The following is a 14,427-nucleotide window of genomic DNA, read 5'->3' on the forward strand; positions in this document are numbered from 1 at the left end:
CCTCCATGACCATCCAGTTCCAATCCATCGATTACCGATATCCCGGCAGCGCCAACGGGGTCTTCGACGTCGACTTGTCCATCGGCGACGGCGAGTTCCTGGCCGTCATCGGCCCATCGGGATCGGGCAAGACGACGCTGCTCAAGCTGCTCGCGGGTTTTGCCCGGCCCGCCGCCGGACGCATCCTCGTGGACGGCCGCGACATCACCGACCTGCCGCCGGAAAAACGCCGGCTGGGGGTGGTGTTCCAATCCTATGGCCTGTTTCCCCACATGTCCGCGCTGGACAACGTGGCCTATCCCCTCAAGATCCGCGGGCAGGCGCGCGCCGAGCGCCGCGCGCGCGCGGCGCAGGCGCTCGAGCGCGTCGGCCTCGCGCAGTGGGCGCACAGCATGCCGGCGGCCATGTCGGGCGGCCAGCAGCAGCGGATCGCATTGGCGCGTGCGCTGGTGTTCTCGCCCAGCGCCCTCCTGCTGGACGAGCCGCTGTCGGCCCTGGACGCCGCCTTGCGGGTCGAAATGCGCGAGGAGATCCTGCGCGTGCAGCGCGCGGCCAACATCGCCACGCTGCACATCACCCACGATCAGGAGGAGGCCCTGTCCATCGCCGACCGCATTGCCATCATGCGCGCCGGCCGGATCATCCAGATCGGCACGCCCAAGGAACTGTATGACCAGCCCGTCAGCCGCTGGGTGGCGTCGTTCATCGGCCAGGCCAATCTCTGGGAGGGCCGGGTCGGCCCGGACCGGCGCAGCGTGCGCACGCCCATCGGCGAGCTGTCCTGCGATACGGGCGAGCACGCCGCCGACGCGCCGGTGACGGTGCTGATCCGGCCCGAGGCCATATTGCCGGGCGATCTTGCGCCGGCCGGCACCAACATCCTGGCTGGCCGGGTGCAGGCCGACCGTTTCCTGGGAGCGGCCCGCCGCGTGGACCTGGCCGTGGGCGAGGGCCTGGTGCGCGTCGACACCCATTCCAGGGCGCCGTTCGACACTATTGCGGTGCCGCCCAAATCCATTCGTTTGCTTCCCCCCGAGCCTGTCTCGGATTCCGTCAATGCCATAGGAGAACGCACGTGAACGCTTTCAAGATCGCCGGCGCTGCCGTGACCGCAGCACTATGCCTGGCCGCAGGCGCGGCCCATGCCTTCGAAGGGCCGGAGCTCTATCAGGGCGAAAAAGCCCTGTACGAGGCTGCCCAGAAGGAAGGCATGGTCGTATCCTTCGACACCGGCCCCACGTGGGCCAACTGGAATGCGCAGTTCAATGCCTTCAAGAAACGCTACCCCGGCGTCGAACTGGTCTACAACGACCTGGGCTCGGCGGCCACCGTCGTCGCGCTGGACAAGGCGCGCAACCGGCCGCAGGCCGACACGGCCTATTACTTCGCCGCCTCGGCCCTGGACGCGGTGACCAAGGACGTGGTCGAGGGCTTCAAGCCCGTCAACTTCGACAAGCTGCCCGAGGCGCTGCGCGACCCCAGCGGGAAATGGTTCACCATCCACACGCTGAACGTCGCGTTCCTGGTGAACAAGAAGCTGGTCAAGGAGGTGCCGCAATCGTGGCAGGACCTGCTCAAGCCCGAATACAAGGGTTCCATCGTCTATCTCGACCCGCGCTCGACCGGCCAGGGCCAGGTCATCGTCCTGGCGGCGAACTTCGCAAATCAGGGCTCGATGGACGACGTCAAGCCGGGCATCGACTATCTGGGCAAGCTCCAGGCCACGGGCAACGTGCTGCGCGTGGTGGGCACCACCCCGTACGCCCAGTTCCTCAAGGGCGAGATCCCCATCTGGATCGGCTACGAGAATGACGGCCTCAAGGCCCGGTACCTCGACGGCATGGGCGATGATATTGCGGTCGTCGTGCCCCAGGACGGCTCGGCGGCCGCCCCTTATGCGATCAGCCTCGTCAAGAACGGGCCCAATCCGAACGCCGGCAAGCTGTGGCTGAACTACATCATGACCACGCCCGGCCAGGTGACGTTCGCGCAAGGCTTCGTGCGGCCGTCGGTCCCCGGCATCGAGCTGCCCCAGGATGTGGCCGAGAAACTGCCGGCCGCGCCGCAGATCAAGCCCATCGACATCGCCAAGGCCACGGCCCAGAAGGCGACGATCGACCAGGGCTGGGCGCGTGCCGTGCTGAACCAGTAGGCCGGGCCCGACGCCATGCTGCTCTCGCGACGACGCTTCGCCCTGTTCACGCTGCCGGCGCTGGCACTGTTCTGCCTGTTTTTCGTGCTGCCGGTCGCCCTGATCCTGGGCGAGGCCTTGTCCGACGAGGGCGCCTTTCCCCGGGCGCTGTCCGATCCGCTGTTCCAGCGGGGCCTATGGGGGACGGTGATCCTCGGGACGCTGACCCCGCTGTTTTCCGTGGTGGTCGGGTTCTGCGCCACCATGGGCCTGAACCGCTTGCGTCCCGGGGCGCGCACCGCGACCTTGTTCGCCATTTCCCTGCCGCTGACGTTCTCGGGCCTGATCGTGGCCTACGGTTTCATCCTGGGCTTTGGGCGCGCGGGCTTCATCACCCAGCTGCTGGCCCACGCGGGCTTCGACCCGGCGGTGGTCGGCGCGCTGATCTACACGCCCGCCGGCCTGGGCTTCGCCTATTCGTACTACCTGATTCCCCGCGTCATCATGATCCTGCTGCCGGCGGTGCGCAATTTCGACATGGTGCAGCTGTCGGTGGCGCGGTCCCTGGGGGCCGGGCGCCTGCGCACCATCGTCGGCATCATGCTGCCGCAGATCTTTCCCAGCCTGGTCGCGGCATTCTGCCTGACCGCGGCGGTGGCGATGGGCGCCTACGGCACCGCGCTGGCGCTGGTCGGCACCCAGTTGAACATCCTGCCCCTGCTGCTCTACAGCAAGATCTCCGAGGCGGGCTCGGACCTGCCGGCGGCCGCCGCGATCTCGCTGGTGCTCATGGCCTTGTGCTGCATCGTCATCACCCTGGGTGAGTGGTTCGTGTCCTCGCGGGAAAAACAGCCGGCGAGGTGAGCTGCATCAGGGTGCGGTTTCCGCGCCCAAACGCCCCCGTGGGCCGCTTCGGCGGTATATTGGTTCCGCCGCCACACCCACAGGAGCCCGCAGCCGTGAACTCGACAGACACCCCGCAGCCCATCGGCCAAGGCCCGCACAAGGTCATCGCCTTGCATGGCTGGTTCGGCCATGCGGGCGCCTGGCGGGCATTCACGCCCCATCTGGACACCCGGCATTTCAGCTATGCGTTCCCCGACTACCGCGGCTATGGCCGGCGCCGCGGCAGCGGCGGGCCCTACACCCTGGAGGGGATCGCCGAGGACACCTTGGCGCTGGCCGACCGCCTGGGCTGGGAACGATTTTCGCTGGTCGGGCACTCCATGGGCGGCATCGCCATCCAGCAGATCCTGGCCGATGCGCCGGACCGCGTCCAGGCGCTGGTGGGCGTGACCCCCGTACCCGCCGGCGGCGTTCCGTTCGACGAGCAGGGCTGGGCCTTGTTTTCCAGCGCTGCCCACGATGCGGCGGCCCGTCGCGCGATCATCGACCTGACCACGGGCAATCGCCTGACCAGTGTCTGGCTGGATGCCATGGTGGCCGGTTCCCTGGACCATTCCGACGTGGAGGCTTTCGAGGCGTATCTGACGGCGTGGGCGAAATCGGATCTTCGCGAGCGCATCCAGGGCCAATCACCGCCCGTGCTGGTGGTGGCCGGCGAGCACGACCCCGCCCTGGGCGAGGCGACTTGCCGTGCGACGTGGTTGCGGGATTATCCGCAGGCCGAGTTGCACGTCATGGCCAATGCCGGGCACTATCCCATGGACGAGACCCCCATCGCGCTGGCGACCGTCATCGAAACTTTCCTGCGCGCGCACGGCTAGCCGGCACCATTAGACGCCAGGCGGCCCCGGGCGCACCGTCCGGGGCCGCCTGGCCACGGAAGACATGCTCGAAAAAATCAGATTGGACAAATGGCTGTGGGCAGCGCGGTTCTACAAGTCCCGCAGCCTGGCCGTCGATGCCATCCTCAAAGGCCGCGTGCTGCTGCACGGCCGGCCCGTCAAGCCCGCGCATGAGGTCGCGGCGGGCGATCTGATCCGCATACGCAAGGACGACCCGCCGATCGAAGTGCGGGTGCTGGGCGTCAGCGCCGTGCGCGGGCCGGCACCGGTGGCCAGCAGGCTCTACGCTGAAACCGAGGACAGTCGGGCCGCGCGCGAACGCGCGGCCGAACAGCGCCGCCTGGCCCCGGAGCCGGCGCATGCACTCACCGACGGCCGGCCCACCAAGCGGGACCGGCGCCAGATGGAGGAATGGCGCAGGCATTGAGGGCCTGCGCGGCGGCTGTCGTACCGGAGCCTCGCGCACGGGCGACACCGGATCCGGGCATGCCGCCGTCACGCGGGCATCGGCAGCCGCCCGTCCACGAGGAAATTCCCGACCCCGTACGAGATCACCCTGGGGGATCCCACCTGTTTGAACGACACCTCGTGCGCGCCCGTTTCGCACAGCCAGGGGTGCATGTCCCGCGGACGCCGTTGCGCCAGAGCCTGGGGAACGAACAGGCCGGCGCACAGGCCGCGCGCCGGATCCCGCGCGGAAGGGTATTCGAAGGCTTGGACGCCGGCCTCGCGCATCGAGGCCCCCAGCGCCTGGGTGTCGGCGTAGTCCAGCGGGTGGGTGAGGCGCGCCTGGTACTGGTCGAAGGGCGGCTGGTGCAGGCGTACGCCCTGATCGGTCTTGTAGCCGACGGAGAACAGCGTGTGCTGGCTGTGGATCGACCCCTCGGGCGGCGAGCCGCCCATCGAATACCGGAAGACGAAGCGATAGTAGGCGGATTCGGCCAGAGTGGCGGCGACATCCAGGCCGCCGTACAGAATGCCGGGTTCGTGACGGCGGCCGAATCTCGAGCCCCAGGGCAGGGGCGGATAGCGAAAGGGCGTCCTCAGCAGGTAATGGTCGCGGCCGCCGCCGGCGCGGTAGGGCGGCTTGGAATCCTCCAGCATGGCCTCGAGCAGTGCCTGTTCCTCGAGAGTGTCGACGTAGCCCAGGGTGGCAATGTGTTCCTGGCTTTCGACCAGGCGATGCAGGGTGCCCTGGATGAGGTCGATCCAGCGCGGCCCGTCGCAGGCCCGCCATATGGGCTGGCTCACACCTTGCCTCGCAGGGCGTCGACGCATTGCAGCACGGTGATCAGGCCCTGGATGCTTTCGATCTGCCGGGCCGGCGTGCCGCCGGTGAGCGCGTTGGGGGTGCGCATGAAATGCTCGATCCACTGTGGATCGCCGCCGGTCAGGGCGTACAGGGCGCGCGCCAGCCGCACCAGCAGCAAGGCGAGTTCGCCGGGCTTGGAGTCCGGGTCCAGCGAGGACTGCTTGAGCCGGCTGACGGCCGTGCGGTGTATCCCCAGCACGGCCGCGAGGTCGGCCTGGCGCAGGCCCAGTTGCGCGGCGGCCCTCAGCACCGCCTTGGCCAGCACGGCATCGGGGGAGGGCGCGGCATTCGGCAGAGCGGTCATGGCAGTCGGGACGAAGTGTTCATAATGCACATATTATATGATCAATGTGCATGATGAACATCTATTTCAATACCGGGTCGCCTGCCCCGTCAGCAGCACGCCGGCACGCAGGGCGGCATAGGCCAGGGCATCGACCAGACGCTGCAGGCGGCCCCGTTTGCGCAGCGCCTCGGAACGGATACGCTGGGATTCGTGGTCGATGGCATGGCGCAGGTCCTCGCACAGGGCACGGGCGAGGTCGGCGTCGTCGCTCAGGATATTGGCTTCGCGCGCCAGCAGCAGGCTGAAGGGATCGAGGTTCGACGAGCCGATCATGACCTTGTCGTCGATGACCGCCACCTTGGCATGCAGGAAGCTGGCCATGTATTCGTGCAGGATCATGCCCCGGTCGAGGAAATCCTGGTAGGTGTAGCGGCCGGCGCGGTATTGCATGGGGTATTCCGGCTGGCCTTGCAGCAGCAGATCGATGCGCACCCCGCGATGGGCCGCGTCGGTCAATGCCTTGCGCAGGCGCCGCCCGGGAAAGAAATACGCATTGGCGATGATGATCCGGTGCTGCGCCTGCGCCAGCAGCTGCAGGTAGGCGTTTTCGATGGTCTGGCGGTGCAGCACGTTGTCGCGCAGCAGCAGCATGGCGCGCGAAGGCCCCGCCGCGGGGGCGCGCGAGGGCCGGCGCAGGCGCTCGTTCAGGCGTCGGGCGAATTGCCGTACGCGCCCGTAGAGCGCCCGCCAGTTGCGGCGCCGGCGCCAGCTCATGCGCAGCCACAGGGCGCCCTGGATCAGGATGATGTCGCGGACGACCGGGCCGCGCAGGCGCAGGGCGAAATCGAATCTGGGTGCCGGCTGGCCGGTGTCGATCGGCAGGGTTTCATAGTCGTCGATGATGTTGATGCCGCCGATGAAGGCCACGCGCCGGTCGATGACGGCGGTCTTGCGGTGCATGCGCCGCAGGCGCCCCGGCCTCAGGCCCAGCAGGCGCATCAGGCCGGTCGGTTCTGGCCGGTAGACTCGCAACTGGGCGCCCATCCGGGCGCAGATCTCGCGCAGGTGTCCGACGGTGTACTGGCAACCGAAACCGTCGACGACCAGGCGCACCTTCACGCCGCGTGCGCATGCGCGGGCGAGGTGCTCCAGGATTTTTTTCCCGGTCTCGTCCCAGGCAAAGATGTAGGTTTCGAGGTGGATGCTGTGGCGCGCTTCGTCGATGGCCGCGCACAGGGCCGGAAAAAAGGCCTCGCCGTTGCGCAGCAAGGTCAGCTGGTTGCCCTCGCGCCAGGGGATGCGCTTCAGGGGCTTTTGCATGGTTCAGGCATTGCGCAGCAGCACGTAGACCGCGGTGCCGGCGGCGATGCTCAGCAGGGTCTGGCGGGTGCGCCATTGCAGCACCGCCACGATGGCCACGGCCAGCAGTTCCTGCCAGAGCCCGCCGGGATTGTCGCGCGCCGAACCGATGACGGCATGCACCAGCAGCAGGACCATGATGGACAGGGGCAGGGCATCGCCCAGCTTTCGTACCAGGGCGTGCCGGCGCAGCCAACGTCCAGCCACGAAGGGCAGCGCCCGCAGGGCGACCGTCACGGCGGCCATGGCCAGGATCGCGGCGATGGCATAGCCCGAATCGATCATGGCGCCTCCTTGCGGGCGCGTTTCGGCCGCAGGGCGCAGGCGAGCAGGCTGAGGGCGATGGCCAGCGCCAGGGCCTGCGCGGGGGCGATCGCATAGCCGACGGCGTAGGCGGCCAGCGCCAGCCAGATCGGCACGGTGTCTGCGCGGGCGCGCCACTGCTCGACGGCAAGGACCGCGAACAGGGCGGCCAGCACGAAATCCAGGCCCGCCAGGGTGATCTGCGCCTGGGCGCCGGCCAGCGCGCCCAGCGCGGTGCCCAGCACCCACCAGCCCTGGTTCAGCGCCGTCACCAGGGCCATCCGGCCGGCGACGGTGTCCGGAGGCAGTGCGGTCAGCACGGAATAGGTTTCGTCGGTGAGGCCGAAGACCGCATACCAGCGCGGCCCGCGCGCGGCCGGCATGCTGTTGAGCAGCGACAGGCCGTAGAAGGCGTGGCGCAGGTTCAGCACGAAGGTGGCCAGGGCGATGGTGCCGACCGAGGCGCCCGCCGCCAGCATCGGGATCATCATGAATTGCGCGGCGCCGGCATAGACCAGCAGACTGGACAGGATGGCCAGCCAGGCGGCGCCGCCGGCCTGCACGAACAGAAATCCGAACACCGCCCCCAGCGGAATGTAGCCCATGGCCACCGGCGCAGTCAGGCTGGCGATGGAGGGGCGGGCATGCGCGGATCGTGACATGGCGTGGAGACGGAAAGTGGCGGGAGTCGATGAATGCGAAAGACCAGATTGTATGCGAGGGCGCGGCCGGTTCGGCGCGCATCGGTGGGCGGAATGGGATTAGACTGGTGCGTTTTTTCTGCGAAATGGGCGGTACGGGTGGCGGACGATCGAATCAGGCGCGGTTCGCTGGAAATGACGGCGGCCATGGTGATCTCGGGCACCATCGGCTGGCTGGTGATGGTGTCGGGACAGCCGGTCCTCGAGGTGGTGTTCTGGCGCTGCGTGTTCGGCGCCCTCGCGCTGTGGCTCATTGGCTGGCGCATGGGTCTGCTGCGTCTGCGCGGGGCGGGGCTGCCGGCCCTGTCGCTGGCGGCGGCGTTCCTGTATGCGCTGGCGGCCTTGTGGGTCAAGCAGCTGACCTTGACCCCCCATCTGATCGCCCTGATCCAGGTGTGCGTGGGGATCGCCATGCTGGCGCCCTTCGCGCACCCGGCGGCGCTGGCCGTGCAGCCTCTTTCAGCCTGGGCCAGCCTGCTGGTGCTGGGCGTGGTGAACACCGGCGTGATGTACGTGCTGCTGTATGGCGGGATACAGAAACTGCCCACGGCGCTGACCGGCGCCTTGTCCTTCATCTATCCGGTGGTCGCCATCCTGGTCGATTGGGCCGCCTTCGGGCATCGGCTGCAGTGGCCGCAATGGATCGGGGTCGCGGCCATCCTGGCCGCGGCGGCGGGCATGCGGCTGGGATGGTCGTGGCCGGCGCGCGGGCGGGGCCGCCCGCCGCGCCTTTGAGGCCCTAGCGCCGGGTACAGGACCGCGCGCGCGTCATTTCCAGTATCCGTTGGCGGCTGCGATCGTCTGGAAGTTCGTGGCGACGACCTGCGATGAGGCGATCAGGGCGTCGGCGTCCTCGCCGTACACGAGCCGCAGCTTGTCGCGGACCTCGGCCGAGGGTTGGGTGTATTTGACGCCCATGCGGGCGAGCTTGATCGCCAGTTCGAAGCCTTCCTGGGGCGTGGCGGTGATGAGGGTGGGAAGCCAGGTGTCTGCCATGCGGATGTCCTCCGGTGTGCTGGAAGCCGCTAGCATCGCATGGAAGCCGCCACGCCGCCAGGCAAGACCCCAAGGGCGGCGCGGTTTCCGGCCGGTTCAGCGTTTTTTGGAGTACGCGAGGGCGACGATGCAGGCCAGGACGATGGCGCCGCCGAACAGCTGTCGGCCGTTGAAGACCTGGTTCAGGATCAGCCAGCCCAGGATCAGGCTGGCGACGGGCTCGATGTTCATCACCGGCGCGTTGCGCGCCATGTCGAGGCGGGGAACCGAAATGAACAGCGTCGAGAATGCCGTGGCGAACAGGACCGACAGGGCCACCAGCGCCGTCCAGCCCGTGCTGGTGGCCGGTGTGTCCATGCCGCCCGGGATGACGTCCGCGAAGCCGGCCGCCAGTACGCTGCACAGCACGACCAGAATGGTGTAGAGGCTGCGCACGGAGCCCGCCAGTCCGGACAGCCGGTGCTCGGTGATCCATAGCGCCATGGCGAAGAAGCTGGCGCCGCCGAAACCGAACAGGATGCCGGGAATCCAGTCCGGCCCCATATCCTGGTCCGAGGCGATCCATGTGGGCAGATCCAGCACGAGCACCAGGCCGATCAGGATGATCCCCATCAGCACGCTGGCGCGGCGCGTGGGCGGCCCGCCCCCCAACGCCCAGGTCAGCAGGGCCAGCAGAATGGGAAACAGGTTGCCGATCAGCAGCGCGAGCGCCACGGGGATGCGGGCAACGGCCGAATACAGGCACAGACTCTGCAAGGTGACCAGCAGGCCCAGGGTCAATTGCCAGCGGCCGAGGCCCGCGGGCAGGCGCAGGGGGCGCTGCTGCCAGATGACGATGGCGGTCAGGGCCAGCAGGCACATGGCCGAGCGGCACGCGAGCGCCAGCAACAGACCGGTCCCGTCGTCGAAGGCGGTGCGGGCCGCAATGTGCTGCGTGGCGAAAGTGGTGCCGATGAACAGCAGCAGCATGACCGCCAGGTGGCGCGGCAGGTGGGAAGGGCGGGCTGGTTCGGGCATGGGGGCGGTCGGCGGATCCTGCAAAGGAGGGAGTGTATCAGTGCCCGGCGTCCCGCGCCTTTCAGCTATATTGTCGGCATGTCCCTCGCTGCGCGCCCGTATGCGGAATTTTGATGCTCCGACCCTGGTGGTCGTCGACGCTTATGTCCTGGCGCTGCTTGGTGCCCTGCTGCTGGTGTCGGCCTTTCAGGGACAGCGTGAACAAGCTCTGTTGTATACGGCCTGCGGCGCGCTGTTGAGCGCGTTCGGCCTGATACTGAGCCTGCTGCGCTCGGATCCGGACCTGGCCGCGATCGTGGTGGTCATCAGCAACGCGGTATTGATCTTCGCCCATGCCATGATCTGGGCGGCCTTTCGCGCATTTTCCAGGCAGCGTCAGCGGCCCGCCTGGATGCTGGCCGGCAGCCTGGCCTGGGTTGCGCTTTCCCTGTGGCCCCTGTTCCAGCAGTCCTCGGCCCTGCGCATCGGGATGTATTCCATCCTCTGCGACGTGTACCTGGGCCTCGCCTTGCGGGAAGCTTGGCGCCTGCGCCGGCAGGGCGTGGCCGGCGTGCTGCCGGCCGTGGTCGTGCTGGGCCTGCAGATGCTGTTCTATCTCTATCGCCTGCTGGTGGAGCGCGTGCCGCCCATTCTGGGCGCAGACCAGTCGGGATTTGCCTTGACGATGTTCGAGAGCATCCTGTTCGCGGTCAGCCTGTCGTTCGTCATCCTCATGATGGTGCGCGCGCGCGCCGAGCGCCAGTACCGGCACGCGGCACTGCACGATGACCTGACGGGCCTGAGCAATCGGCGCGCGTTCTTCGCCCAGGCGACGGGGGCGTTGGCCAAGGCGCGCGCCCGGCGCCGGGATGCCGTCCTGCTGATGTGCGACCTGGATTGGTTCAAGCGCATCAACGACGCGTGCGGCCATGTGGCGGGCGACCGCGTGCTGGTGGTGTTCGGCGATGTATTGCGGGAATCGATCCGGCCGGGCGACCTCTGCGCCCGGATCGGCGGCGAGGAGTTCGTGGTCCTGGCGCTGAAGGCGGATCTGGAACAGGGGCGGACGCTGGGCGAGCGCATCCGCGGGCGCCTGGGCGCGCATTCCACCGATACCCTGGGCCGACTGAGCGTCAGCATCGGCATTGCCTCGGCGGCGCAGGCGGATTACGAGCTCGACCGGCTCCTGGTGCGGGCCGACGAGGCCTTGTACGGCGCCAAGGCCGCGGGCCGGGACTGTGTCGTGGCGTGGCCGGCAGCCGCCGCGGCCCTCGGCTACCCCCCGTAGCCGGGGGCCGCGGCGGGCGTCCTGGCCAGCATCCAGTCGACGCCCGCCTCGCCGTGGGTCTGCAGCCATTCATTGGCCGCCTGAAAATGGCCGCAGCCGATGAACGGCCGCGGCGGGCGCAGCGCCGACAGGGGCGAGGGGTGGTTGGCGCGCAGCACGTGCACCGGGCCGTGCGCGGGCTGGGTCTCCAGCAGCGCCTGGCGCGCCTGTGCATGCGAGCCCCACAGCAGCAGCACCTTGGGACGGGGTTCGCGCAGCACGCGCATGATGAGGGCGTCGGTGACGTGTTCCCAGCCCTGGCGGGCGTGCGAAGCCGGCTGGTGCGCTTCGACGGTCAGCGAGGTGTTCAGCAGCAGCACGCCCTGGCGCGCCCAGCGCACCAGGCTGTTGCGCTGGGGCGCGGCGGGCTCGCCGTACTCCAGGGCCAGTTCCTTGAACATATTGCGCAGGCTGGGCGGTGTCGGGCAGAAGTCCGGCACCGAGAAAGCCAGGCCTTGGGCCTGGTTGGGCCCGTGGTACGGGTCCTGGCCGACGATCACGATCTGCACGTCCTCGGGCGGGATCTCGATCAGCGCGCGAAACGGGCGCAGCGGAAAAATCTGCGCGCCCTGCGCCAGGCGCTGCTCGAGCATGGCATCGAGCTTGCCCAGGATGGATTGCAGGTGCGGCGCCGAAAGCGCCTCGCGCCAGGCCTCGGGCAATCCTTGGACCTGCTCGAGCAGGCCGCCGCGAAAGGCGTTCTGGGCGAGCCCGTCGTCCGGTCGGCGGGCGGATTCTGGTGGAGTGTTCATGATGGTGGGGCGTGCCTGCGTGTGGCGGGGTCTGTGCGTGGCGGGTCTGCGGACATTGTAGCGACGCGGGCCTTGAATTTAAGCGTGCGCATGGACCGGACAGGACGCCAGGGCCCGTTCCAGCATGGCGGGCAGCCGCGGGTCGGACATTTGCGAGACGTTGAATCTCATCATGTTCCCGGCCGACTGCGCGAGACTGAAGACATTGCCGGGCGCCAGCACCAGCCCCTTGGCCAATGCCTGGCGGGCCATCGTGGCGGCGTCCACGCCGGCGGGCAGCCGGCACCACAGGAACATGCCGCCGCGCGGCACCAGCCAGGGCTCGATGCCCAGGCGGCCCAGCAGCGCCGCGGCCTGGTGCATGGATTGCGCCAGGCGCTGGCGCAGGGTTTCGGTGTGGCGGCGGTAGGCGCCGTCGCCCAGCATGGAGAGGACCAGGGCCTGGCCCAGGCCGGAGCCCGAGAACGCCGTGGCGATGCGCAGGTCCGCCAGGGCGTCGATCCAGTCCGGCCGCGCCGCGATGTAGCCGCAACGCGCCGAGGCCGAGAGCGTCTTCGAGAAACTGCCGACCTGCACCACGCGGTCCAGTCCGTCGAAGGTTGCCAGCCGCGCGGAGGGGACGGCCTCGAAATCGGCAAAGATATCGTCCTCCACGATCACCAGATCATGGGCCTGGGCCAGCCTCAGCACGCGGTGGGCGACGATCGGCGACAGGGTCGCGCCGGTCGGATTGTGCAGGCCGGAATTGGTGAGGTAGAGACGCGGCGAGTGCTCGGCCAGCGCCTGCGCGAATCGCGACAGGTCGGGGCCTTCGGGCGTATGCGGGACGCTGACCGCGCGAACCTGATGCGCGCGCAGCAGGGCAAGGAAATTGAAATAGCAGGGATCGTCCACCAGGATGGTGTCGCCCGGCTTGATCAGGAATCGGCACAGCAGGTCCATGGCCTGCGTGCCCGAGTCGGCCAGCAGGATCTGGTCGGGGCGCGTGTCGGCGCCCCGTTCGCGCAGGCGCTGCGCCAGGCGCTGGCGCAGGCCCGGCAGGCCCAGCGGCGGCGCGTAGTCGCTGAGTGCCGCCGCGGGCGCGCGGGCCGCGGCGCGCAGCGCGCGGCGCACGGCATCCCCCGGCATCCAATCGGCAGGCAGCCAGCCGCAGCCCGGCTTGAGCGAGCGGGCGCCGGTTTCCAGGGACTGTCGCGAAACCCACAGCGGATCGACCTCGCGGTCCAGCCTGGGGCCGATGTCCGCCAGGGTCAGCGGCGCCAGGTGGCCGGCGACATAGAACCCCGAGCCCGGGCGCGAACGGATGGTGCCGTCGGCCGCCAGGCGGTCGTAGGCCTCGACGACCGTGGATTTCGAGACCTGCAGGCTGCCGGCCATGGCGCGCAGCGAAGGCAGGCGGGCACCCGGCATCAATCGGCGCGCGGCGATGCCTTGGCGCACTGCCTGCATGACGCGTTCGGTCTGCCCGGGTGTGGTGCTGGCGGGGATGCCGGTGGTGTTCATCCGTATGGGTTTTTATATCAGTACAGTTCCAGAAAACCGTACTGACTGTATCTGGAATCCTGTCGTCTGTCGAGCGATCATAGTCGCCTGCGGCCATCCGGCCGTGTGTGCGATGCATGGGATCGATGATGGATGAAACGACCAAGGGCTGGCTCAACGGATTCGTGGGCGTAGCGATTTTCAGCGGCTCGCTGCCGGCCACCCGGGTGGCGGTGCAGGACTTCGATCCGGTCTTCGTGACGGTGGCGCGCGCCGCCATCGCCGGGCTGCTGGCGCTGGCGGTGCTGCTGGCGTTGCGCGTCCCGCGCCCCAGCATGCGCGACCTGGGATCGCTGGTCCTCGTGGCGTTGGGGATCGTGGTGGGCTTTCCCTTGTTCTCGGCCATGGCGCTGCGGACCATCACCTCGGCCCATTCTCTGGTCTTCATCGGCCTGCTGCCACTGGCAACCGCGCTGTTCGGCACCGTGCGCGGCGGCGAACGTCCCTCGCCGGCATTCTGGGGGTTCGCGATCCTGGGGGCGGCAGGCGTGGCCGGCTTTGCACTCAGCCAGGACCTGACGGCCTCCCTGGGGGCCGATTTGCTGATGCTGGCCGCCATCATCGCCTGCGGCTTCGGCTACGCCGAGGGTGCGGGCCTGGCGCGGCGCCTGGGGGACTGGCAGTTGATCTGCTGGGTGCTGGTGGTGTCCCTGCCGGTCAGCCTGCCCCTGTGCGTCGTCCTGCAGCCGGCCGACTGGTCGGGCATCGGCTGGCCCGCCTGGCTGGGGCTCGGTTACGTGGCCGTGTTCAGCATGCTGGTGGGCTTTGTGTTCTGGTACCGTGGCCTGGCCCTGGGGGGCATCGCCGCCGTCGGCCAGCTGCAACTGCTGCAGCCCTTCCTCGGCCTAATGCTGGCCGCCGCCCTGCTGGGCGAGGCGGTCACCTGGCCGATGCTGGCGGTCACGGTGCTGGTCGTGGCCTGCGTGGCGGGCGCCAAGCGCCACGCCGCACCGCGCGCGCAGGCCTGACGCCGC

Annotated in this window: 17 protein-coding genes; 8 read left to right on the top strand and 9 right to left on the bottom strand. The window is 68.8% G+C overall.

What is annotated here, in order from left to right:
* The first annotated feature begins 5 nt into the window (after positions 1 to 5).
* The 5 genes from OOZ48_RS07680 (at position 6) to OOZ48_RS07700 (ending at position 4,306) form a co-directional block, all read left to right on the top strand.
* Entirely contained in the window at positions 6 to 1,079 is a 1,074-nt protein-coding gene (locus OOZ48_RS07680) for an ABC transporter ATP-binding protein (protein WP_269497047.1), read from the top strand.
* Positions 1,076 to 2,152: an extracellular solute-binding protein gene (locus OOZ48_RS07685; RefSeq protein ID WP_442867553.1), complete on the top strand. Its 1,077-nt coding sequence runs from the start codon at positions 1,076 to 1,078 to the stop codon at positions 2,150 to 2,152. The genes OOZ48_RS07680 and OOZ48_RS07685 overlap by 4 nt, the downstream gene beginning before the upstream one ends.
* Before the next feature lie 15 nt (positions 2,153 to 2,167).
* Positions 2,168 to 2,995 (top strand): ABC transporter permease, encoded by an 828-nt coding sequence (locus OOZ48_RS07690; RefSeq protein ID WP_269497049.1) that lies wholly within the window; start codon positions 2,168 to 2,170, stop codon positions 2,993 to 2,995.
* Between the two features lie 95 nt (positions 2,996 to 3,090).
* Complete coding sequence (locus OOZ48_RS07695; protein ID WP_269497051.1) at positions 3,091 to 3,858, top strand: alpha/beta fold hydrolase; 768 nt, start codon at positions 3,091 to 3,093, stop codon at positions 3,856 to 3,858.
* 64 nt (positions 3,859 to 3,922) lie between these two features.
* Complete coding sequence (locus OOZ48_RS07700) at positions 3,923 to 4,306, top strand: RNA-binding S4 domain-containing protein (protein WP_269497053.1); 384 nt, start codon at positions 3,923 to 3,925, stop codon at positions 4,304 to 4,306.
* A gap of 68 nt (positions 4,307 to 4,374) precedes the next feature.
* On the opposite strand, the gene OOZ48_RS07705 is transcribed toward OOZ48_RS07700, so the two are convergent.
* From OOZ48_RS07705 to OOZ48_RS07725, 5 genes are all read right to left on the bottom strand, one after another.
* Entirely contained in the window at positions 4,375 to 5,130 is a 756-nt protein-coding gene (locus OOZ48_RS07705) for an RES family NAD+ phosphorylase (RefSeq protein ID WP_269497055.1), read from the bottom strand.
* A complete protein-coding gene (locus OOZ48_RS07710; RefSeq protein ID WP_269497056.1) occupies positions 5,127 to 5,495 on the bottom strand; it encodes an MbcA/ParS/Xre antitoxin family protein in 369 nt (122 codons plus the stop codon). Before OOZ48_RS07710 ends, OOZ48_RS07705 begins: the two co-directional genes overlap by 4 nt.
* Positions 5,496 to 5,561: 66 nt before the next feature.
* Positions 5,562 to 6,797, bottom strand: a complete 1,236-nt coding sequence (clsB, locus tag OOZ48_RS07715; RefSeq protein WP_269497058.1) for a cardiolipin synthase ClsB — start codon at positions 6,795 to 6,797, stop codon at positions 5,562 to 5,564.
* Between the two features lie 3 nt (positions 6,798 to 6,800).
* The gene (locus OOZ48_RS07720) at positions 6,801 to 7,121 is read right to left on the bottom strand and encodes a branched-chain amino acid transporter permease (protein ID WP_269497060.1); all 321 of its coding nucleotides are present in this window, start codon (positions 7,119 to 7,121) and stop codon (positions 6,801 to 6,803) included.
* A complete protein-coding gene (locus OOZ48_RS07725; RefSeq protein WP_269497062.1) occupies positions 7,118 to 7,801 on the bottom strand; it encodes an AzlC family ABC transporter permease in 684 nt (227 codons plus the stop codon). The genes OOZ48_RS07720 and OOZ48_RS07725 overlap by 4 nt, the downstream gene beginning before the upstream one ends.
* A gap of 174 nt (positions 7,802 to 7,975) precedes the next feature.
* On the opposite strand from OOZ48_RS07725, the gene OOZ48_RS07730 reads away from it, so the two are divergent.
* Positions 7,976 to 8,575: a DMT family transporter gene (locus OOZ48_RS07730; RefSeq protein WP_269497430.1), complete on the top strand. Its 600-nt coding sequence runs from the start codon at positions 7,976 to 7,978 to the stop codon at positions 8,573 to 8,575.
* A 33-nt stretch (positions 8,576 to 8,608) separates the two neighbouring features.
* Here OOZ48_RS07730 and OOZ48_RS07735 read toward each other — a convergent pair whose 3' ends face one another.
* Positions 8,609 to 8,836 carry a hexameric tyrosine-coordinated heme protein gene (locus OOZ48_RS07735; protein WP_269497064.1) on the bottom strand — a complete coding sequence of 76 codons (228 nt, stop codon included), beginning with the start codon at positions 8,834 to 8,836 and terminating at the stop codon, positions 8,609 to 8,611.
* 96 nt (positions 8,837 to 8,932) lie between these two features.
* The gene (locus OOZ48_RS07740) at positions 8,933 to 9,853 is read right to left on the bottom strand and encodes an EamA family transporter (RefSeq protein ID WP_269497066.1); all 921 of its coding nucleotides are present in this window, start codon (positions 9,851 to 9,853) and stop codon (positions 8,933 to 8,935) included.
* A gap of 100 nt (positions 9,854 to 9,953) precedes the next feature.
* Here OOZ48_RS07740 and OOZ48_RS07745 point away from each other — a divergent pair, with 100 nt between their 5' ends.
* On the top strand, positions 9,954 to 11,120 hold the full coding sequence (locus OOZ48_RS07745) for a GGDEF domain-containing protein (protein WP_269497068.1): 1,167 nt from the start codon (positions 9,954 to 9,956) through the stop codon (positions 11,118 to 11,120).
* Here OOZ48_RS07745 and OOZ48_RS07750 read toward each other — a convergent pair.
* Both OOZ48_RS07750 and OOZ48_RS07755 read right to left on the bottom strand, forming a co-directional pair.
* Entirely contained in the window at positions 11,108 to 11,911 is an 804-nt protein-coding gene (locus OOZ48_RS07750; RefSeq protein WP_269497069.1) for a uracil-DNA glycosylase, read from the bottom strand. The two genes, OOZ48_RS07745 and OOZ48_RS07750, sit on opposite strands and share 13 nt — an antisense overlap.
* Positions 11,912 to 11,989: 78 nt before the next feature.
* On the bottom strand, positions 11,990 to 13,414 hold the full coding sequence (locus OOZ48_RS07755; RefSeq protein ID WP_269497070.1) for an aminotransferase-like domain-containing protein: 1,425 nt from the start codon (positions 13,412 to 13,414) through the stop codon (positions 11,990 to 11,992).
* Positions 13,415 to 13,542: 128 nt separating this feature from the next.
* Between OOZ48_RS07755 and OOZ48_RS07760 the strand changes: the two genes are divergently transcribed.
* Positions 13,543 to 14,421, top strand: a complete 879-nt coding sequence (locus OOZ48_RS07760) for a DMT family transporter (protein WP_269497431.1) — start codon at positions 13,543 to 13,545, stop codon at positions 14,419 to 14,421.
* The last annotated feature ends 6 nt before the right edge of the window (positions 14,422 to 14,427 follow it).

Source organism: Castellaniella sp. S9 (assembly GCF_027257175.1).
Classification (GTDB): domain Bacteria; phylum Pseudomonadota; class Gammaproteobacteria; order Burkholderiales; family Burkholderiaceae_B; genus Castellaniella.